The sequence below is a fragment of the Amycolatopsis sp. NBC_00348 genome (genome assembly GCF_036114655.1).
In the GTDB taxonomy this organism is placed as follows: Bacteria; Actinomycetota; Actinomycetes; order Mycobacteriales; family Pseudonocardiaceae; genus Amycolatopsis.
In genome coordinates, this window is sequence record NZ_CP107994.1 from 996,969 (window position 1) to 1,017,401 (window position 20,433).

Genomic DNA, 20,433 nt, shown 5'->3' on the forward strand with positions numbered 1-20,433 from the left:
CGCACCTCGGTTACGCTGGAATTCATGACCAGCGCGGAGCACGTGGACGTCCTGATCGTGGGCGCCGGCCTGTCCGGCGTCGGCGCGGCTTGCCGGCTCCAGGAACGGTTGCCGGGCAAGAGTTACGCCGTGCTCGAAGCGCGTGACACGATCGGCGGAACCTGGGACCTGTTCCGGTACCCGGGCATCCGCTCCGATTCGGATATGTTCACCCTCGGTTACCCGTTCCGGCCGTGGAAGGACGCGAAGGCGATCGCCGACGGGCCGTCGATCCTGAGCTACGTCCGCGAGACGGCTGCTGCCTACGACATCGAACGGCACATCCGGTTCGGCCACCGGGTGGTGGGCGCTTCGTGGTCTTCCGCCGAAGCCCGGTGGACCGTGTCGACCGCGCACGGCGCCACGTTCACCTGCCGGTTCCTGTACTTGTGCAGCGGTTACTACGACTACGCGGGCGGGCACGTCGTCGACTTCCCGGGGCGTGCCGAGTTCGCGGGCGAGATCGTGCACCCGCAGCAGTGGCCGGCCGAGCTGGACTACGACGGCAAGCAGGTCGTGGTGATCGGCAGCGGCGCGACGGCGGTGACGCTCGTCCCGGCGATGGCCCCGCGCGCGGCGCGCGTCACCATGCTGCAGCGGTCGCCGTCGTACATCGTGGCGCGCCCGGGGCGGGACGCGCTCGCCGACCGGATCCGCGCGCTGCTGCCGGAGAACCTCGCGCACCGGGTGGTGCGCGGCAAGAACGTCGTGATGGGCACGTTCTTCTTCCAGCTGATGCGGCGGCTGCCGGACTGGGCGTCGCGGACGCTGCGTGACAGGGTGGCGGCGCAGCTGCCGGCGTCGATCCCGGTGGACCCGCACTTCGTGCCCGGTTACGCGCCGTGGGACCAGCGGCTGTGCCTGGTGCCGGACGCGGACCTGTTCCAGGCGCTGCGTTCGGGCAAGGCGGACATCGTGACCGACCGGATCGCGCGGTTCACTCCCGGCGGCGTGCTCTTGGAATCCGGCCGCGAGTTGCCCGCGGACGTCATCGTGACGGCGACCGGGCTCCGGCTGATGGCGTTCGGCGGGATCACGCTGAGCGTCGACGGCCGCGAGATCGAGCCGGGCGAGCAGCGGGCGTACAAGGGCATGATGTTCGGCGGCATCCCGAACCTGGCGTGGTGCGTGGGTTACACGAACAACTCGTGGACGCTGCGCGCGGACCTGACGTCCCAGTACGTCTGCCGCCTGCTGGAACACCTGGACCGCCGCGGGTTCGTGTCATGCACCCCGGACGCGGCGGCGGCCTCGGGCGCGGGCCGCCCGCGCCCGATCGTCGACCTGGCGTCCGGGTACGTCAAAAGGGCCGCCGCCGACCTGCCGAAGCAGGGCGGCCGACGGCCCTGGATGATGCGCCAGAACTACCTGCTGGACTTCACGGACATGCGCTTCAACCGCCTGGACGACGGCGTGATGCGCTTCGGCCGCGCGGACTCCCCGGCGTCGGCTTCCCGCTGAGGCCTCGCGTTTCGGGCAGCGGAGGCACTCCGGCGGACAGTTTCGTGCTCACCTCGGCGATCCAGCCCGGGGCGCTACTGCCGAAGTGACGGCAACGGATCGGGCCCCGGAACCGTGTGGTTCCGGGGCCCGGTCGATGCGTTGCGTAACCCGCGGGTCAGCCCTGGCGGCCCTTGGCGCGCGGGTTGTCCTTGTTGATCACGAACACGCGCGTGCCGCGGCGGATCACCTGGGCGCCCGGCTGGCGGGCGAGCGAACGAAGCGAACTGCGGACCTTCATGGTGAGCCGTCCCTTCCTGGTCGGCGGTGCGGGCCCCGAATGCGTCCCACGGTGGCTTCAACAGTGGCCGGGGTGGGTTTAATCCCGCAACTCAGCTGTTCTCTCGGGCCGCCCAGGCCTGCAGGTCGTCGCCTCGGACAGCCGCGGCCATCAGTTCCGGGAACTGGTCCGGGGTGCAGGCGAACGCCGGGACGCCCAGCTCGGCCAGGGCCGCCGCGTTCTCGTGGTCGTACGACGGCGCGCCCGAGTCCGACAGGGCCAGCAAGGTCACCACCTGGACCCCCGAGCCGACCAGCTCGGCGACGCGCTGCAGCAGCTCGTCCTCGTCGCCGCCCTCGTAGAGGTCGCTGATCAGCACCAGCAGCGTCTGCTCGGGGCGCCCGACCAGGCCCTGGCAGTAGGCGATCGCGCGGTTGATGTCGGTGCCGCCGCCCAGCTGGGTGCCGAACAGCACGTCGACCGGGTCGGCGAGGTGCTCGGTGAGGTCCGCGACCTCGGTGTCGAACGCGACGAACGACGTCTTCAGCGCGCGCATCGACGCCAGCACCGCGCCGAACAGCCCGGAGTACACCACCGACTCCGCCATCGAGCCCGACTGGTCGACGGCCAGGATCACGTCGCGCTGCACCGCCTGCTGCCGCCGGCCGAAGCCGATCAGCTTCTCCGGCACGATCGTGCGCAGCTCGGGGGAGTAGTGCTTGAGGTTCGCGTGGATCGTGCGCGCCCAGTTGATGTCGCCCGGACGCGGCCGGTGCGTGCGCGACGCCTTGTCGAGCGCGCCCTTGATCGCCGCGCGGGTGCGGTCGGCGAGCCGCCGCTCCAGCTCCTCGACGACCTTGCGGACGACCTCGCGCGCGGTCTCCTTGGTCTCCTCGGGCAGCACGCTGTTGAGCGAAAGCAGGGTGCCGACCAGGTGGACGTCCGGCTCGACCGCCGAGAGCAGCTCCTTCTCCAGCAGCATCCGGGTCAGCCCGAGCCGGTCGACGGCGTCGCGCTGCATCACCTGCACGACGGTGCTGGGGAAGTACCGCCGGACGTCGCCGAGCCAGCGCGCGACCCGCGGCGCCGACGCGCCGAGGTTCGCGCTCCGCGGCCCGCCGGCGGCGTCCTCGTCCGGCTTGTCGTAAAGGGCCGCCAGGGCCTTGTCCACGCCACTGTCCTCTTCGGACAGCTGGGCGTCGGCCAGGCCCGAGCCCTCGGCGCCTTCGCCGCCCAGCACCAGCCGCCAGCGGCGCAACCGGTCCGTGTCCACGCTCATGCCCCCACCCCCAGCAATGTCGCCATGACGGGCAGCACCCGCTCGGCCCGTTCCTCGTCCAGTTCGTCAGCTGTCGGCACGACGACCCGCGCGGCGCCGGTGAGCCCGGCCGCCCGCTGTCCGATCGCGCGCTTCTCGGGGCTGCTGAACGCCCCGAAAGTCCGCCGCAGCAACGGAAGCACCTCGGTGAAGACGTCGGCCGGGATCGCCGCGAGCCAGGCGTCGATCACCCGCAGCAGGCCCTCGTCGTGCACCAGCAGCAGCGCCCCGCCGTCGAAGAAGCCTTCGACGTAGGCCGCGCCCGCCGACGGCGTGACGCCCGGCGTGAGCGCCCGGCCGAGCCGCAGCTCGATGTCGAGCGCGCCGAGCAGCCCGGCGTCGTGCAGGATCCGGGACAGCCGCCCGGACAGCAGCGGTGGCAGCGCCGGGCGTTCGGCGAGCCGGGCCAGCGCGGCCAGCCAGCGGTCCTTCGCCTCGTCGCCCAGCAACGCGGTCGCGTCGTGGACGCCGTCGATCAGCTTGCAGAACCGGGCCGCGGCGTCGTCGTCAATGCCGTGGGTCGCCGGCGGGAGGCCGGCGCAGACCCGCTCCAGCATCCGCAGGGCGACCGCGCGCAACGCGCCGGTGTCGGTGCCGCGGACGTCGCCGTAGCGGGTCGCCCGGGCCAGCGCCGGCAGCGCGGACATCAGCCGCGCGACGTCCGAGTCGGCCGCGGCCCTTGCGTCGAGCGCCGCGAGCGCGTCGGGCAGCGCGTCGGCCAGGTCGGCGAGCAGGCAGTTCTCGACGGCGGTGGTGACCTCGTCGAGCGGCGGGGTGCCTTCGACGGTGTCGCGGACGGCAGACGCCGCCGCCGACGGCACGGTGGTGCCGTGCACGGCCGCCGCGACGAGGTCGACCTCGAACGACGGCTCCCAGCACAGCGCCCAGGTCTCCCGGAACGTGCCGCGGTTCCGCCGTGCCGACGCCTCCCGGCTGCCCCACTCGATGCCGAGCACGCGCAGCCGGTGCAGCAGCCGCGAGCGGTCCAGCCCGCCCGGGGTCCGCAGGTCGAGGTCGAGCTCCTTGACGATCGGGTCCTTCTTCAGCCGCAGGCGTTTCGCGGTCGCGGTCAGGTCCGCGGCCAGCGGCGGCTGCGGCACGCGGTCCGGCACCTCGCCGAGGCGTTCGCCGACGACGAGGCGCCGGGTGACCAGCCCGACCTGCACGTCGTCCCCGCCGCACAGCACCGACCGGGTGGCTTCGGTGACCTCCGCCAGCCCCGCCGACGACCGGCCGCGCAGCGCGGCCAGCGCCTCGGCCAGCCGGACCGCCTCGATGACGTGCGCGGTCGAGACCGGCAGGTCCTCTTCGCGCAGCACCGCCGCGACGCCCGTCAGCCAGCGCGTCGTCACGTCCTCGGCCGTGGTGAAGAGGTGGTGGTACCAGCCCGGTGACAGGACTCCTGCGCCGTAGCCGCTGGCCGTGGCGAGGCGCCCGTGCGTCCACGGCACCCAGGTGCACGCGACCTTCCGCTTCGGGAGTCCTTTGAGGACGGCCGCGTCGTGCGACGCCGGCGGCAGCGGGTCGGCCAGCGCGGGCACGTGCCACGCCCCGCACACGACGGCGATGTTCTCGAAGCCGTCCTTGCGCGTGCGGCGCAGCACCGAGCGCATGTAGGCCTCGCGGCGCGCTTCGTTGCCCTGCGGCGGCTCTTCGTCTTCGCGCAACGCGGTCATCGCCTCGGCGATCACCTCGAACGGCGACGCGTCGTCCCGCCGCGACTCGACGACGTCGTCCCACCAGCGTTCGGGGTCGTCGTAGCCACCCGCGGCCGCCAGCCCGGCGAGCGGATCACCGTGGGGCGCGCCGAGGTCGTCCGGCCCGGCGGCGAACGTGTTCGCGGCCGGCAGGTCGCAGAACCGCACCGGGACGCCGGCCTCGCGGGCGTACACAAGCGCTTGCCACTCGGGACTGAAGACGGCGAACGGCCAGAACGCCGCGCGCGAGACGTCGTCGGTCGCGTACGCCAGCAGCGCCACCGGGGGCGCCATCGCCGGGTCCTCGGTCAGTTCGACGAGCGCGTCGGCCTCCGGCGGCCCCTCGATCAGGACGACGTCCGGTGCGAGCTCCGCCAGCCGCGCCGCCACGGCCCGGGCCGAACCCGGACCGTGGTGGCGGATGCCCAGCAGGTGCGTAGTGGTCACGAAATCTCCTGGCCGGCCCGGTAGAAGTCGGCCCAGCCGTCGCGCTCGCGGACGACCGTCTCCAGGTACTCCAGCCAGATCGCGCGGTCGGCGACCGGGTCCTTGACCACCGCGCCGTGGATGCCGGCCGCGACGTCGTGCGGGCGCAGGACGCCGTCGCCGAAGTGGGCCGCCAGGGCCAGGCCGCCGGTGAGCACGCTGATCGCCTCGGCGGTGGACAGCGTGCCGGACGGCGACTTCACCGCCGTGCGGCCGTCTTCGGTGCGGCCCGAGCGCAGCTCGCGGAACACCGTGACGACCCGGCGGATCTCGGCCAGCTCGGCGGCCTCCGCGGGCAGCTGCAGCGACGTGCCCAGCTCCCGGACCCGGCGGCTGACGATCTCGACCTCCGCCTCCGCGCTGTCCGGCAGCGGCAGGACCACGGTGTTGAACCGCCGCCGCAGCGCGCTCGACAGCTCGTTGACGCCCTTGTCGCGGTTGTTCGCCGTCGCGATCATGTTGAACCCGGGCCGCGCCTGCACCTCGTCACCCAGCTCCGGGATCGGGAGCGTCTTCTCGGACAGGATGGTGATCAGCGTGTCCTGGACGTCGGCCGGGATGCGCGTCAGCTCCTCGAGCCGGGCCAGCTTGCCGTCGCGCATCGCACGCACCACCGGGCTTTCGACGAGGGCGGCCGCGCTCGGGCCCTCGGCGATCAGCCGGGCGTAGTTCCAGCCGTAGCGGATCGACTCTTCGGACGTGCCCGCCGTGCCCTGCACCAGCAGCGTCGAGTCGCCGCTGATCGCGGCGCACAGGTGCTCGGACACCCACGTCTTCGCCGTGCCGGGCACGCCGAGCAGCAGCAGCGCGCGGTCGGTGGCCAGGGTGGCGACGGCGACCTCGATCAGCCGCCGCGGGCCGACGTACTTGGGCGTGATCACGGTGCCGTCCGGCAGGGTCCCGCCGAGCAGGTACTCGACGACGGCCCACGGGGACAGCAGCCAGTTCGGCGGCTTGGCCCGCTCGTCGGCGGCGGCCAGGGCGGCCAGTTCGGCGGCGTGGTCCTGTTCGGCGTGCGGCCGGAGGACGGTGGCGGGGGCGGTCATGCGAGCTCCTCGTACATTTCGCGGCGGAAGTTCAACGTTTCGGTGAGCGCCCGGCGCCACGGCCCGGCGTCCATGGTCAGCCGGGTGGTGGCCAGCGGGTGGCGCAGGCAGCCGGGCGGGACCGCGCGGGCGATCACGACGGCGGCGTGCGAGACCAGGCGGTGGTCGTCCTGGCGGGCGATCCAGTCGAGCAGCGCGGTGCCGAGCTCGGCCGTCCACGGCCGGGGCAGCTCGTGCACCAGCCGGGCGAACGACTCGGTGGGCAGCCGCCCGACCAGGTGCGCGATGGTGGTGGCCTGGCTCGCCGGGCTCAGCACGCCGAGCAGCGGCGGGGTGGTGCGCCCGCCGGGGTCGGCGCCGATCAGGGCGTGCGCCCAGGTTTCGTCGCCCTGGCGCAAGGCCGCGGACGCCCAGGCGTCACGCAGGACGCCGGGCGGGCAGCCCTCGACGGTCATCCGCACCACCTCGGCGGGCGGCCCGAACTCCGTCCAGAACGACAGCGGCGCGGCGGCGATCAGCGTGCGCAGCCGGACGGTGCCCTCTTCCCGGCCGCGTTCGGTCCGGGGCAGGGAGATTTCGAGGATCCGGCCCCGGCGGCGGACGAGCGGCCGCAGCCGTTCGGCCATCCGGTGCCCGTGGCGCGTGTCCGGCAACCGGCCGAGCAGGTCCGCGGCCTTCTCGCGGACGGCCGCCGCCCGGTCGGTGAGGGCAGCTTCGAGGAAGTCCTCGTCGGCGTCCCGGACGTGCCCGGCGAGCACCCCGAGGAAGTCGGCGCGGACGTCGCCGGGCTCGCTCTTCCACGACGTCGTCAGCGCCTCGCGGGCCGTGTCCGGATCGTCGGTCAGCCGCGCGGCCAGCCAGCGGCGGCGCTGGGCGAGGCTGCCGTACTGCCAGACGTCACCGGACTCCTCGGCGGGCGCGGCGAGGAAGGCCCAGTCGGGGTTGCGCTGCCCGAGCCACGCGCCGAGGGACCCGGCGACGGCGACGAGCGGCCCCCGCAGCCCGGTCTTGGTCCGCGCGGCTTCGGCCAGCAGGGGCAGGAACTCCGGCGGGACGCGGTAGGGCGTCCCGGCCAGGATGCCGAGCCACTCCTGGAGCAGGTCGGGGTGGCTCGCGGCCAGCAGCCGGGCGAGCCGTTCCCGCGCGAGAGCGGGCACGAACGGCCGCTCGTCGGGCGCCGCGGCGGGCAGCGGCTTGACGTCCCCGAGCGCCCGCCGCCCGGCCCGCCGGTAGGTGGTCAGCACCGCGGCGGCGGCCAGCAGCTGTTCCGCGGGCTCGTCGCGTTCGGTGGCGAGCTCCCGGGCCGCGGCGGGCTGGGTGCTCAGGTCGAGCGGGCGCCGGCGGGTGCCGAGGAGCGCGGTGCCGACGAGGTCGTCCCAGGCTTTCACGAGCGCACCTCCTTGGTCTGCGGGTGGGGGTTCGGTGGACCGGCGAGCGATCCCGGCACTCGTGCGCATTGGGTCGACTCGGGTGTCTGGGGGGACGACACGTGTGTTTGAAGGGTCGACACGCGTGATCGGAAGGTCGACTCGCGTGATGGGGGAGTCGACACGCGTGATTGGAGGGTCGACACGTGTGTCTGGAGGGTCGGTTCGCGTACCCAGGGGGTCGACTCGCGTGCCTGGAGAGTCGGCTCGCGTACCCAGAGGGTCGGTTCGTGTGCTTGGGCGGTCGACTCGTGTGTTTGGTGGGTCGACACGCGTGTCTGGAGGGGCGGCGCGGGGCTGGTTTGGGTCATAGCCGCACCGCTCGGTTCTCGTGCCAGCACGTCAGCGGGCGCAGGCCCGCTTGGCTCCATTCCGCCGCCACCGTCAGCGGGCCGCCCGCCGACAGCGCCAGCAGTGACCACGGGAACGCGTACGGCACCAGGGGGAGCGCCGTTCCGTCCTTTTCGGACAGACACCAGCCGCCGGCGTGTTCGGCCGGGGTCACCTCCGAGAGCAGGACCGGCCAGCGTTCCAGCCACGGGTCCGCCGCCATCGCCCGGGCGTACGCCGCCAGCGCGCCGTCGATCGAGCCGCCCTCGGCCGACGGGGCCGGCAGCGGAATTCCCTTCTCCGCCACCAAGGCGCGCAGCGGCGCGGCGCCCGGGTAGAACGCCAGCTCCGCCGCCAGCAGGTGCCCGGGCGGCAGCGACGCGTCGAGCGGGCGGCCCGGCGGCGCGAACGAGAGCACCAGCGCGTCCCGCCCGGTGAGCCGGCCGCGCAGCCAGGTGCGCCGGGTCAGCAGCCGGTCGTTCTCCTCGTCGGCCGCGCCGGTGATCAGCCACTCGTCCGAGACGCGCTCGCCGCTCTCCAGGACCCGCGCCGTCTCGACCGAGAACCCGAGCCGCGTCCGCACGGTTTCCGCCAGCTCCGGCGGCAGTCCGCTCAGCCGGCCCGCGGCGTCCGCGAGCAGGAACAACAGTGACAGCTCGGCCAGCAGCGCGTCCGGCCAGTCGCGGCGGCCGACGATCCCGGCCGCCCGCCGCAGGCCGCCGGCCAGGCCCGACGCCTGCGCGTCGACCATCCGGGCCGCGACCGTGCGCAGCTCCTCGGCACCGTTGCGGTCGAAGCCCGCGAACCCCGCGCCGACCCGGTCGGTCAGCCACACCTTCAGCTCCGCGACGCCGCCTTCGACGCGCGCCGCGCGGCCTTCGGCCCGCTTCGCCGCGGCCTCTTCGTCCTTGGGGCCCGCGGCTTCCGCGCGTTGCTCCGCCTTCCGCGCCCGGTCCGCCCGCTCGGCGAGCCACGTGCTCACCCACTCCGGCGGCGCCTCCGCGGCGACCTGCCCGGCGGCCCACATCAGCAGCAGCCCGACCGCGTGCTTGCACGGGAACTTGCGGCTGGGGCAGGAACACCGGAACGCGGGCTCGGCCAGCTCGACGCACGTCTGGTACGGCTTCTTGCCGCTGCCTTGGCAGAAGCCCCAGACCGCGTCCTCGTTCACGCCCGCGCCGGACCACTTCGCCGGTGTCGCGAGCGCCCGCCCGGCCTTCTCCGAAGCGGGATCCGGGGCGAGCCCGGCCACGCGTTCCGCGGTCCACGGCACCGCCGTCACCACCTGTCCCCCCACTGGTTTCCTTTGCTGTCCGGTCGGTTTCCCCGGGCGGGAGGCCCGGGGTGGCTTACCCGACGAAGCATGCCAGTACCCACCGACAATTTCCGTGAGCGCAGGTCAGTCCGGGTTCGGCGGGGTCGCGATCTATGCTGGGCCGCCCCGGAGGTGAGTGTGGACGCGCGGCAGCTCGAGTACTTCCTCGCCGTGGTCGACCACGGCGGGATGAGCCGGGCCGCGCACGCCCTCTACATCGCGCAACCCTCGCTCTCCCAAGCCGTCCGGGTCCTCGAACGCGACCTCGGCATCCGCCTGTTCGACCGCGTCGGCCGGCGGCTCGTGCTGACCCAGGCCGGGCACGCCCTGGTCGAACCCGCCCGGCAGATCGTCCGCGGGCTCGACGCCGCGCGGGCCGCCGTCGACTCGGTCGGCGGGCTCGAGGCGGGGCGGGTCGAGATCGCCGCCATGCCGTCGCAGGCGGTCGAGCCGCTCAGCGGGATGATCCGGCGGTTCACCGCGCGCCACCCCGGGCTGACGGTGGCCGTGCGCTCGGCGTTCACCCCGGACGACGTCCTCGGCATGGTCCGCGGCGGCGTCACCGAACTCGGCCTCGCCGCCGGTCCCGAGCCGCTCGAAGCCGCCGGGCTCACGGTCATCCCGTGCGGCCGGCAGCGGTTCGTGCTGGTCACCGGGCCGGACGCGCCCTTCCCGGAGGGCGAGCCGGTGCGGCGCGAGCAGCTCGACGGCCGGCGGCTCATCGTGGGCCAGCCGGGCACCGGCATGCGGCGGCTGGTCGACGACATCCGGGCGAGCGGCGTCGACGTCGTGCCGGTCGTCGAGACCGAGCACCGCGAGGCCATCCTGCCGCTGGTGCTGGGCGGGGTCGGGATGGCCGTGCTGGCCGACTCGTGGACGTCGCTCGCGGAGCGGGCCGGGGCGCGGGTGTTCGCGCTGGATCCGCCCGCCCACCTGCACGTCGCGCTGGTCGGCCGGGCGGCGCTGACGCCGACGGCGGCCGCGTTCGTGGCCACGATCGATAGGCAGAGCCTATCGGACGGGCCGTGATCCGGTCTTGGACGCGGGCCACCGCCGCCTGCTGACATCGAGGGCATGACCTCCCACCGCATCGCCCTCATCCCCGGCGACGGCATCGGCCGCGAAGTGACCCCGGCGGCCTGCGCCGTGCTCGACGCCGCCGGCGCACGGCACGGCGTCGCCTTCCGCTACGACGAGTTCGACTGGTCCTGCGAGCGCTACCTCGCCGAGGGCGCGATGAGGCCCGCCGACGGCCTCGACCGCGTCCGCCACCACGACGCGCTCTTCCTCGGCGCCGTCGGCGCGCCCGGCGTGCCCGACCACGTTTCCCTGTGGGGCCTGCTCATCCCGCTGCGCCGCGGCTTCCGGCAGTACGTCAACCTCCGTCCGATCCGGGTGTTCGACGGCCTCGACAGCCCGGTCCGTGGCGCTCGCGACGTCGACTTCGTCGTGGTCCGGGAGAACGTCGAGGGCGAGTACAGCGAGATCGGCGGCCGCCTCAACCGCGGCCGGCCCGACGAGCTCGCCGTGCAGGAGGCCGTCTTTACCCGTGCCGGCGTCACGCGCGTCGTCGACTACGCCCTCGACCTCGCGCAACGTCGTCGCGGGAAGCTGACGTCGGCGACGAAGTCCAACGGCATCGTGCACACCATGCCGTTCTGGGACGAGATCGTCGCCGAGCGCGCCGCCACGCGGCCCGAGGTCGACGTCGAGTCCGAGCACATCGACGCCCTCGCCGCGAAGTTCGTGCTCGACCCGGGCCGCTTCGACGTCGTCGTCGCGTCCAACCTCTTCGGCGACATCCTCAGCGATCTCGCGGCGGCCGTCGCGGGCGGGATCGGCCTCGCGCCGGCCGCCAACCTCAACCCCGAACGCGACTATCCGTCGATGTTCGAGCCGGTGCACGGCTCCGCGCCGGACATCGCCGGGCGCGGGATCGCGAACCCGATCGGCGCGATCTGGACGGCCGCGCTGCTGCTGGCGCACCTCGGCCACGCCGAAGCCGCCGCCGACGTCGAACGTGCGCTCGCCGCGGTGCTGGCGAAGACTCGGCTGCGCACGCCCGACCTGGGCGGCACCGCGACGACGGTGAGCTTCACCCGCGCGGTGCTCGACGAGCTGGGAGGAGCCCGATGAGCGTCCCGTTGCCGTTCCGGTACCGCACGGTCGACGCGGGTGTCCCGATCCGCTGCGCCGTCGGCGGCGAGGGCCCGCCGGTCCTGCTGCTGCACGGCTACCCGCAGACGCACGTGATCTGGCACGCCGTCGCGCCGCTGCTCGCGGAGCGTTTCACGGTCGTGGCGACCGACCTGCGCGGTTACGGCGACAGCGGCAAACCCGCTCCCACCAACGGAGACGCGGAGTACTCGAAGCGGGCCATGGCAAGAGACCAGGTCGCCGTGATGGCCGAACTCGGCTTCGACCGCTTCGCCGTCGCCGGGCACGACCGCGGCGGCCGCGTCGCGCACCGGCTGGCCCTCGACCGGCCGGACGCCGTGCGCGCGCTGGCCGTGCTCGACATCGTGCCGACGCGGCACGCGTTCGCCTGCGCCGACCGGGACTTCGCGACCGGCTACTGGCACTGGTTCTTCCTCACCGCGGGCCACGGCATCCCGGAGCGGATGATCGGCGCCGACCCGGAGTTCTGGATCCGCGCCCGGATGACGTCGCGGCACGCGGGCGGCACGCCGTTCGACCCGGCCGCGATGGCCGAGTACGTGCGGTGTTTCGACGAGGCGTCGATCGCCGCGTCCTGCGCGGACTACCGGGCCGCCGCGACCGTCGACCTGGAGCACGACGAGGCCGTCGCCGGCCGTCGCCTCCAGGTCCCCGTCCGGGCGCTGTGGGGCGAACGCAGCTTCGTCGGCCGCAGCTACGAAGTCCTCGACGTCTGGCGCGGGTACGCCGAAGACGTCACCGGCCGGGCCCTGCCTTCGGATCACTACCTGCCCGAGGAGGCCCCGGCCGAGGTCGCGGCCGAACTGGCGGACTTCTTCGGTTGACTCCACGCGGTATTCCAGCACTGGAACTGAGGCGGCGATCGCCGAACTGCGCCCGGTGCACCCGCCGGTGCTGGCCGGCCTCGCGAACAGCCCCGTCGTCCCGCCCGAACGGCTCGCCGTCGCGCTGGCCAGGCGCGCGGAAGCCGTCGACGCGCGGCACCCGGGAAGCTCAGGACCGTGCTGCGGCAGCCGGTGTCTCAGTAGTCCGTGGTGGCCGGCCAGGTGTCGTCGTGCAGCAGGCGCTTGAGGATCTTGCCCGTCGCGTTGCGCGGCAGGTCCGGCACGAAGTAGACGTCACGCGGCACGGCGAAGCGGGCCAGGCGGTGGTGGATGTACTGCCGGATGTCCTCCGCGTGCAGGGAAGCGCCGCGCCGAGGGACGACGTAGGCGGCCAGCCGCTGGCCCCACTCCGCGTCGGCCACGCCGACCACCGCCGCGTCGTGCACGCCGGGCAGCGCGACCAGGGCTTCTTCGACCGGGCGCGGGAAGACGTTCTCGCCGCCGGACACGATCATCTCGTCGGCCCGGCCGGTGACGAACAGCCGGCCCGCCGCGTCGAGGTAGCCGACGTCGCCGGTGGCCATCAGGTCCGCCGCCCGCGCCGGGTCCGTGCCGGAGGTGTAGCCGTCGAACAGCATGTCGTTGCCGACGAAGATCTGGCCCTCGCCGCCCGGGGGCACCGGCTTGCGGTCCTCGTCGAGGATCGCGACGCTCGTGCCGAGCGGGCAGCGGCCCGCGGTGGTCGGGGCGGCGCGCAGGTCGGCGGGGTCGGCGATGCTCGCCCAGGAGACCTCGGTCGAGCCGTAGAAGTTGTAGAGGACGTCGCCGAAGGTGTCCATGAAGGACGTCACGAACGCCCCGGACATCGCCGACCCGCTGCTCGCGACGATCCGCAGCGACGACAGGTCGTAGCGCGCGCGGACGCGTTCGGGCAGGTCCATGATCCGCTGCAGCATGATCGGCACGACGAACAGCGCGTCGCACCGCTGCTCGGCGATCGTCCGCAGGGTCTCTTCGGCGTCGAACTTGCGGACCAGCGCCAGCGGTGACCGCAGGGCCATCCCGATCTGCATCGCGGCCAGGCCCCAGCTGTGGAACAGCGGCGCCGCCACGAGGATCCGGTCGCCCGAGCGCAGCGGGATCCGGTCGAGGATCGACGCGGCCGCGCCCATGCCCTTCGGGGTCGGGCGGCGCGCGCCCTTCGGCGTCCCGGTGGTGCCGGAGGTGAGCACGATCAGCCGGCCCGGGCGCTCCACGGGCTTGGGCCGGTCGGCCGGGGCGGCCTGGATCAGCTCGTCGACGGTCGGGTAGCCGGTCTCGGAGTCCGGCCAGGTGCTGATGCGCGCGAAGTCGCCGGGGACGTTCGCGATGGTCTGGGCGAACTCGTCGTCGGCCAGCACGGCGGCCGGGCGGTGCTCGGCCAGCACGTCCTTGACCGACGAGGCGGAGAGGCCGGTGTTCAGCAGGATGACGTCGGCGCCGAGCTTGCTGGCCGCGACGAACGACTCGACCATCGCGGAGTGGTTGCGGCACATGAGCGCGATCCGGTCACGCTCGTTGACGCCGAGCTCGGAGAGCGCGTTGGTGAGCCGGTCGCTGCGTTCCTGGACCTGGCCGAAGGTGCGGACGTTGCGCTCGTCGTGCAGCGCGGGTTGGTCGACGGCGCGCGCCGCGGCGGCCTGGTAGCCGCCCGCGACGGTCGCGCCCCACTGCGCCACGGAGTTGAGCTGGCGCGCCAGCTTGTCCGGCCGGCCGGGGCTGAGCACCCCGGCGCGCACCAGGATGCCGGTGGTGCGGATCTTGGTGGCCTTGACGCCTTCGCGGTCGGCGTCCGGGTCGGCCCGACCGGACAGGTGCAGGTCGAGGCGCCGCGCGACGACGCGGATGTCCTTCTTGATGGACGACACCAGCTCCATGTGCGCCGGCTGCAGCATCATCCGGACGAACAGCTCGGTCTTCCCGCCGGCCAGGGGTCTCAGCTCCAGGGACACCCACGTGCCGTCGTCGGGGACTCCGCACCACACGACGTGCTCGCCCGGCCGGTACACGACGGCCTGGATCTGCGTCTCCAGCATCGGGCGGCGCTCGGGGACGATCCGGATCAGGCCCTTGGGACCCCGGCCGCGCGAGGCCGGTTCCTGGACCTCGCACCAGCTGATCTCCGGAACGAACCGGGAATACCACTCCGGCGATCCGACGATCTGCCACACCACCTCCGGCGGATGCCCGACCACGGCACTCGCCTCGATCACATCGTCACGCATCGTCTGCCCTCACCGAAGTCACCGAACACACGTTCAGGTCACGGAGGCGTTACGGTAGCAGCAAACGGGTGAGCACGGATACTCCGAACGGCATGATACCGGAGAGTAACGGACACTCTTGGTGGGTGTTTGCACTGTCCACAGTGTACCGATGAACGGTGTTTACCGAGTCTGGCAGGACAAAGCGCACGCTCAGTAGAAGCGCTAAAAGATCTTCACCCGGTCAGTGGCGGTACCGAGCGACCAGTTCGGATCCGAGGCGAGCCAGCTCCGCACGTACGGATTCCGGACCTTCGACCTCGATCAGCGCACCCCAGCCGGCCAGCTCCTGGGCGATCATGATCGGCGCCGGCGCGGCGACCCGGACGCGCACGCGGTCGCCCGGCAGCTCGCCGATCAGCTCGCAGTGCCGGCCGAACCGGTCGCGCAGCACCCTCAGGTACCGCCGGTCGAGCACGACGTCCGCAGTGAGCGGGGAGCGGCGTTTTTCGACTTCTTCGACGACTTCTTCCCACACCCGCGCCAGTTCGAGGTCCGACGGCCGGTCCGCGACGGCGTCGATCGGCTCGGCCGCGATGATCCGGTCGACGCGGAACGTGCGCCGGCCCTTCTCGGTACCGGCGACGAGGTACCAGACGTCGTCCTTGTCGACCAGGCCCCACGGGTCGACGAGCCGCTCCGACGTCTCGCGCCCCGCGTACGTCAGGCGGACCTTGCGACGCGCGATGACGGCGTCCCGCAGCGCCTCGACCATCGGCGGCCGGGCCTTCGGCCGCTCGCCCCAGCCCGCCTGGTCGACGACCACCGCGTCCGCCGCGGCCTCGGCGTCCGCGCGGAACGTGCCGGGCAGCGCGCCCATCAGCTTGCGCAGCGCCGACTTCACCTCCGGCGCGATCGCCGCCGCGGGGCCGGCCAGGAGGAACAGGGCCTGCGCCTCACGGGAGGTGAGGCCGGACAGGTCGGTCCGCGCGCCGCCGACGAGCTGCCAGCCCCCGCCCCGGCCGGGCTGCGGGTAGACGGGCACGCCGGCGGCCGAGAGCGCTTCGAGGTCGCGGCGGGCGGTCGCGACGGAGACCTCCAGCTCCGCGGCCAGCTCGCCCGCGGTGACGCGGCCGCGGGTCTGCATCAGCAGGAGGGTGGCCACGAGGCGGTCGGCGCGCATGGGAGCAGTCTCGCAAACAAAGTGCTCACTCGGTGCGCACTTTCATCCCGCATGCTGTCTCCACACCGAAGGAAGAAGGAGCAGACATGCTGCGAGGAATGGCCACCGTCTCGTACTTCGCCGACGACCACGCGGCCGCGCAGGCCTGGTACACGGAGTTCCTGGGCATCGAGCCCTACTTCCACCGCCCCGGCTACGCCGAGTTCCGCATCGGCGACTACCAGCACGAACTCGGCCTCATCGACCGCAAGTACGCCCCGGCGGGCGCGGACACACCGGGCGGCGAGATCGTCTACTGGCACGTCGACGACCTCGAGGCGACGGTCGCCCGGCTCCACGAGCTGGGCGCGAAGGAGTACGAGCCGATCACCGAGCGCGGCCCGGGCTTCGTGACGGCCTCGGTCGTCGACCCGTTCGGCAACGTCCTCGGCGTCATGACCAACGTGCACTACCTGTCCGTGCTGACGGAACGTTCATAGCTGCGGCGACCACTGGATCTTCCCGGGTTGTGGGTTCCGCGCACATGGCTCGTCACCGGTGGCGCGCTTACCGTTCCCGTCCATGACCAGCGATCTGGACGGGCGCACCGCCCTCGTCACCGGCGGGGCCGGCGGTATCGGCCTGGCCTGCGTCCGCGCCCTCGCCGCGGCCGGGGCCAAGGTGCACGTCGTCGACGTCGACGCGGAGAACGCCGAGGCCGCGGCCACCGAGGTCGGGGGGTGGGCGCACGCCGTCGACCTCACCGACGCCGGCGCCATCGACGCGCTCCCGGCCGAGGTCGACATCCTTGTCAACAACGCCGGGATCCAGCACGTCGCGTCGCTCGAGGACTTCCCGCCCGCGCAGTTCGCGCGCATCCAGGCGCTGATGGTCACCGCGCCCTTCCTGCTCATCCGGCGGAGCCTCCCGTCGATGTACGCGCGGGGGTGGGGACGGATCGTCAACATGTCGAGCGTCCACGGGCTTCGCGCCTCCGCCTACAAAGCCGCGTACGTCACCGCGAAGCACGGGCTCGAAGGGCTCTCCAAGGTCGCCGCGCTGGAGGGCGCCGAACACGGCGTCACCAGCAACTGCGTCAACCCCGGCTACGTCCGCACCCCGCTCGTCGACGGGCAGATCGACGCGCAGGCCGCCGAGCACGACATCCCGCGTGAGGACGTCGTCGCGGAGGTCCTCCTCAAGCGCGCCGCGATCAAGAAGCTCATCGAACCCCGGGACGTCGCTTCCCTGGTGACGTGGCTGTGCTCGCCGCACGCCGGCCACGTCACCGGGGCCTCCATCCCGCTCGACGGCGGCTGGACCGCCGCCTAGAACCCGTCCGCCACAAGGAAGTGGAGCCCGTTTTGGACGCCGAATCGCACGCCGCAGTGAGCCAGCCCCCGCGGTCGGCGATCGCCAAGATCGTCGGCGCGAGCCTGATCGGCACCACCATCGAGTGGTACGACTTCTTCCTCTACACCTCCGCCGCCGCGCTGGTGTTCAACAAGGTGTTCTTCCCGACGGCGAACCCGCTCACCGGCACGCTGCTGGCGTTCCTCACCTACGCCGTCGGGTTCCTCGCGCGGCCGATCGGCGGGCTCGTCTTCGGCCACTACGGCGACCGGCTCGGCCGGAAGAAGCTCCTGATCTTCAGCCTGGTCCTGATGGGCGGCTCGACCTGCCTGATGGGCGTGCTGCCGACGTACGCCACCGCGGGCGTCGCCGCGCCGGTCCTGCTCACGCTGCTGCGCCTGGTCCAGGGCTTCGCGCTCGGCGGTGAATGGGGTGGCGCGGTGCTGATCGTCTCCGAACACGGGGACGCGAAGCGGCGCGGGTTCTGGGCGTCGTGGCCGCAGTGCGGCGCGCCCGGCGGCAACCTGCTCGCCACCGGTGTGCTGGCGATCCTGTCCGCCACGCAGTCCGACGCGACGTTCCTGGCCTGGGGCTGGCGGGTCCCGTTCCTGCTCTCCGGCGTGCTGCTGGTGATCGGTCTGTGGATCCGGCTGGCCGTCTCGGAGTCGCCGGTGTTCCTGGCCGCCCAGCGCCGCGCCGAGGAGCGGCCCGGGAAGCACGTTCCTGTCGTCGAGGTCTTCCGCGACAGCTGGCGCCAGGTGCTCGTCACGATCGGCGCGCGGATGGCCGAGAACGTCTCCTACTACGTGCTGACGGCGTTCATCCTGGTGTACGTCACGACCGGGCTGCACCTGGCGAAGGGCCTCGGCCTGAGCGCGGTGCTGATCGGCTCGGCCGTGCACTTCGTGACGATCCCGTTGTGGGGCGCGCTGTCGGACCGCGTCGGCCGGCGTCCGGTGTACTTGTTCGGCGCGATCGGCATGGCCTTGTGGGGCTTCGCGTTCTTCGCGCTGCTGGACACGAAGTCGGCCGCGGTGATCGTGCTGGCGACGACCGTCGGGCTGGTGCTGCACGGCGCGATGTACGGGCCGCAGGCCGCCTTCTTCGCCGAGCAGTTCCCGACCCGCGTCCGCTACACCGGCCTTTCCGTCGGCGGGCAGCTGTCGTCGATCGCGGCCGGGGCCGTCGCGCCGCTGATCGCCGTGGCGCTGTTCCAGAGCTGGGGCAGCACGATTCCGGTGTCGCTGTACGTCGCCGCGATGTGCCTGATCACGGTCGTCGCGCTGCTCGCCTCCCGCGAAACGCGTGGCGAATCCCTGCACGACGACGACGTCCAAGCGGAGACGGCGACCGTTTCGCCCTAGCATGACCGCCGTGACCGCACCCTCGGACGCGCTGCGCCGGCTGCTCGACCTGCTCGCCTCCGGGGCGAGCACCGAGCAGCTGGCGCACGTCGTCGTGGCCGCGCGCGCCGAGGGCGCCCTCGGCGCCGCCGACCTGACCGCGCTGGCCAACGCGGGCGAGCTGGCCCTGCGCATCCGCGAGACGCTGGCCGAGCACCGGCGGCGCGAGGCGCAGCTGGTCGCGTTGTTCGACACCGCGAGCGAGCTGGCCGGACTGTCCGAACCGGACACCGTGCTGCGCTCGATCGTCCGCCGCGCGCGGGCGCTGCTCGGCGTCGACGTCTCGTATCTCAGCCTCAACAACGAGGCCGAGGGCAAGACCTACATCCGGGTCAGCGACGGCTCGGTGTCGGCGGAGTTCCAGCAGATCGTGCTCGGCATGGGCGAGGGCCTCGGCGGGCTCGTCGCGCAGACCGCGCGGCCGTACTCGACGGCGGACTACTTCACCGACGAACGCTTCCGGCACACCCGCCACATCGACTCCGGTGTCAAGGACGAAGGCCTGACCGCGATCCTCGGCGTCCCGCTGGCGATCGGCTCGAAGGTGCTCGGCGTGCTCTTCGCGTCCGACCGCAGTGCGCGCGAGTTCTCCGCGGACGAAGTGGCGCTGCTGTCGTCGCTGGCCGACCACGCGGCGATCGCCCTGGACAGCGCGAACCTCCTCGACCAGACGCGCCGCGCCGTCGCGGAACTCAACGAGGCCAACGCGACGATCCGCGCGCACAACGAGGCGATGGAACGCGCCGAAGACGCGCACGACCGCCTCACCGACCTGGTGCTGCGCGGCGGCGACCTGCCGGACGTCGCCGCGGCGGTCGCCGGCGTGCTGCGCGGCGCCCTCACGGTGTTCGACACCGAAGGCGCCGTCCTGGCGCACTCGGCGGACCCGGCGCGCCACGACCCGGCCGCGCTCGCCGCGTCCCGGGCGGCGGGCCGGGCCGTGCCCACGGTGTCCGACGCGGACTCCTGGGTCTGCTCGGTGCAGGCCGGTCCGGAACTGCTCGGCAGCCTGGTGCTGACCGGCCGGGCGGACCTCGCCGATCCGGACCGGCGGCTGTTCGAACGCGCCGGCGTCGTGACGGCGTTGCTGCTCATGCTGCGGCGGTCGGTGGTGCGGGCCGAGGACGAGGTCCGCGGCGAGCTGCTGACCGACCTGCTCACCGCGCCCGGCCGCAACCCGCGCGCGCTGCTCGCCCGCGGCCGACGGCTCGGCATCGACCTCGCCGCGCCGCACGCGGTGCTGGTCGTGCACGCCGACGACGTCTCCCGGCGACGGCTCGCGAGCGCCGCCGTCCGGCACGCGACGCTGGTCGGGGTGCACGCGGAGGAGGTCGTCCTGCTGGGCACCGGCGACCCGGGCGAGCTGGCCCGCCGCGTCGCCGCCGACCTCGGCGCGGTGACCGGGCGACCGGTCACCGTCGGCGCGGCCGGTCCCGGCGCGGGGCCCGAAGCCCTGGCCGCGGCCCACGCCGAAGCGGCGCGGTGCGTGCGGGCGCTGCTCGCGCTCGGCCGCGCCGGCGAGGGCGCGGACATGGCCGGCCTCGGTTTCCTCGGCCAGCTGCTCGGCGACCAGGCCGACCTCGGCGCGTTCGTCCGCGCGACGCTCGGCCCGGTCCTCGGCTACGACGAACGCCGGGGCACCGAGCTGGTCGCGACGCTGCGCGCGTACTTCGCGAGTGGTTCGCAGCTGGCGCGGACGAAGGACGTGCTGCACGTCCACGTCAACACCGTCGTGCAGCGGCTGGAACGGATCGCGTCGCTGCTGGGGGAGGACTGGCAGGCGCCGGACCGGGCCCTGGAGATCCAGCTGGCGCTGCGCCTGCACCGCCTCGGTTGAACGACCCACACCGGGCCGCGTTCCCGGCGGATACCCTTCTCCTCCCATGAAAATC

At 73.3% G+C, this 20,433-nt stretch carries 16 protein-coding genes; 8 read left to right on the plus strand and 8 right to left on the minus strand.

Annotated features, from left to right (window positions below; all coding sequences use genetic code 11):
- Positions 1-24 precede the first annotated feature (24 nt).
- Positions 25-1,500 carry a flavin-containing monooxygenase gene (locus OHS58_RS04815; RefSeq protein ID WP_328647267.1) on the plus strand — a complete coding sequence of 492 codons (1,476 nt, stop codon included), beginning with the start codon at positions 25-27 and terminating at the stop codon, positions 1,498-1,500.
- Positions 1,501-1,657: 157 nt separating this feature from the next.
- Here OHS58_RS04815 and OHS58_RS04820 read toward each other — a convergent pair whose 3' ends face one another.
- The 6 genes from OHS58_RS04820 to OHS58_RS04845 all read right to left on the minus strand — a co-directional run bounded on the left by OHS58_RS04820 (position 1,658) and on the right by OHS58_RS04845 (position 9,360).
- The gene (locus OHS58_RS04820; RefSeq protein WP_247053887.1) at positions 1,658-1,780 is read right to left on the minus strand and encodes a ribosomal protein bL36; all 123 of its coding nucleotides are present in this window, start codon (positions 1,778-1,780) and stop codon (positions 1,658-1,660) included.
- A gap of 91 nt (positions 1,781-1,871) precedes the next feature.
- Positions 1,872-3,038 carry a VWA domain-containing protein gene (locus OHS58_RS04825; protein WP_326951119.1) on the minus strand — a complete coding sequence of 389 codons (1,167 nt, stop codon included), beginning with the start codon at positions 3,036-3,038 and terminating at the stop codon, positions 1,872-1,874.
- A complete protein-coding gene (locus OHS58_RS04830) occupies positions 3,035-5,221 on the minus strand; it encodes a DUF5682 family protein (protein WP_328647268.1) in 2,187 nt (728 codons plus the stop codon). Before OHS58_RS04830 ends, OHS58_RS04825 begins: the two co-directional genes overlap by 4 nt.
- A complete protein-coding gene (locus OHS58_RS04835; RefSeq protein WP_247053881.1) occupies positions 5,218-6,306 on the minus strand; it encodes an ATP-binding protein in 1,089 nt (362 codons plus the stop codon). The genes OHS58_RS04830 and OHS58_RS04835 overlap by 4 nt, the downstream gene beginning before the upstream one ends.
- Positions 6,303-7,694 carry a DUF5691 domain-containing protein gene (locus OHS58_RS04840; protein ID WP_328647269.1) on the minus strand — a complete coding sequence of 464 codons (1,392 nt, stop codon included), beginning with the start codon at positions 7,692-7,694 and terminating at the stop codon, positions 6,303-6,305. Before OHS58_RS04840 ends, OHS58_RS04835 begins: the two co-directional genes overlap by 4 nt.
- A 346-nt stretch (positions 7,695-8,040) precedes the next feature.
- The gene (locus tag OHS58_RS04845; protein WP_328647270.1) at positions 8,041-9,360 is read right to left on the minus strand and encodes an SWIM zinc finger family protein; all 1,320 of its coding nucleotides are present in this window, start codon (positions 9,358-9,360) and stop codon (positions 8,041-8,043) included.
- Between the two features lie 156 nt (positions 9,361-9,516).
- Here OHS58_RS04845 and OHS58_RS04850 point away from each other — a divergent pair, with 156 nt between their 5' ends.
- Genes OHS58_RS04850 through OHS58_RS04860 form a run of 3 tightly spaced genes read left to right on the plus strand, consistent with a single transcriptional unit; the run spans position 9,517 to position 12,380 of the window.
- Entirely contained in the window at positions 9,517-10,407 is an 891-nt protein-coding gene (locus OHS58_RS04850; protein WP_328647271.1) for a LysR family transcriptional regulator, read from the plus strand.
- 45 nt (positions 10,408-10,452) lie between these two features.
- The gene (locus tag OHS58_RS04855; RefSeq protein ID WP_328647272.1) at positions 10,453-11,514 is read left to right on the plus strand and encodes a tartrate dehydrogenase; all 1,062 of its coding nucleotides are present in this window, start codon (positions 10,453-10,455) and stop codon (positions 11,512-11,514) included.
- The gene (locus OHS58_RS04860; protein WP_328647273.1) at positions 11,511-12,380 is read left to right on the plus strand and encodes an alpha/beta hydrolase; all 870 of its coding nucleotides are present in this window, start codon (positions 11,511-11,513) and stop codon (positions 12,378-12,380) included. The genes OHS58_RS04855 and OHS58_RS04860 overlap by 4 nt, the downstream gene beginning before the upstream one ends.
- Before the next feature lie 197 nt (positions 12,381-12,577).
- Here OHS58_RS04860 and OHS58_RS04865 read toward each other — a convergent pair whose 3' ends face one another.
- Complete coding sequence (locus OHS58_RS04865) at positions 12,578-14,644, minus strand: AMP-binding protein (protein WP_326951110.1); 2,067 nt, start codon at positions 14,642-14,644, stop codon at positions 12,578-12,580.
- A gap of 223 nt (positions 14,645-14,867) precedes the next feature.
- Complete coding sequence (locus OHS58_RS04870; protein WP_328647274.1) at positions 14,868-15,806, minus strand: helix-turn-helix transcriptional regulator; 939 nt, start codon at positions 15,804-15,806, stop codon at positions 14,868-14,870.
- A gap of 86 nt (positions 15,807-15,892) precedes the next feature.
- Here OHS58_RS04870 and OHS58_RS04875 point away from each other — a divergent pair, with 86 nt between their 5' ends.
- The 4 genes from OHS58_RS04875 to OHS58_RS04890 all read left to right on the plus strand — a co-directional run bounded on the left by OHS58_RS04875 (position 15,893) and on the right by OHS58_RS04890 (position 20,378).
- Positions 15,893-16,285 (plus strand): VOC family protein, encoded by a 393-nt coding sequence (locus OHS58_RS04875; protein WP_328647275.1) that lies wholly within the window; start codon positions 15,893-15,895, stop codon positions 16,283-16,285.
- Positions 16,286-16,367: 82 nt separating this feature from the next.
- A complete protein-coding gene (locus OHS58_RS04880; RefSeq protein ID WP_328647276.1) occupies positions 16,368-17,117 on the plus strand; it encodes a 3-hydroxybutyrate dehydrogenase in 750 nt (249 codons plus the stop codon).
- 56 nt (positions 17,118-17,173) lie between these two features.
- Positions 17,174-18,502, plus strand: a complete 1,329-nt coding sequence (locus tag OHS58_RS04885; protein ID WP_326951585.1) for an MFS transporter — start codon at positions 17,174-17,176, stop codon at positions 18,500-18,502.
- A gap of 1 nt (position 18,503) precedes the next feature.
- On the plus strand, positions 18,504-20,378 hold the full coding sequence (locus OHS58_RS04890) for a helix-turn-helix domain-containing protein (protein ID WP_328647277.1): 1,875 nt from the start codon (positions 18,504-18,506) through the stop codon (positions 20,376-20,378).
- The last annotated feature ends 55 nt before the right edge of the window (positions 20,379-20,433 follow it).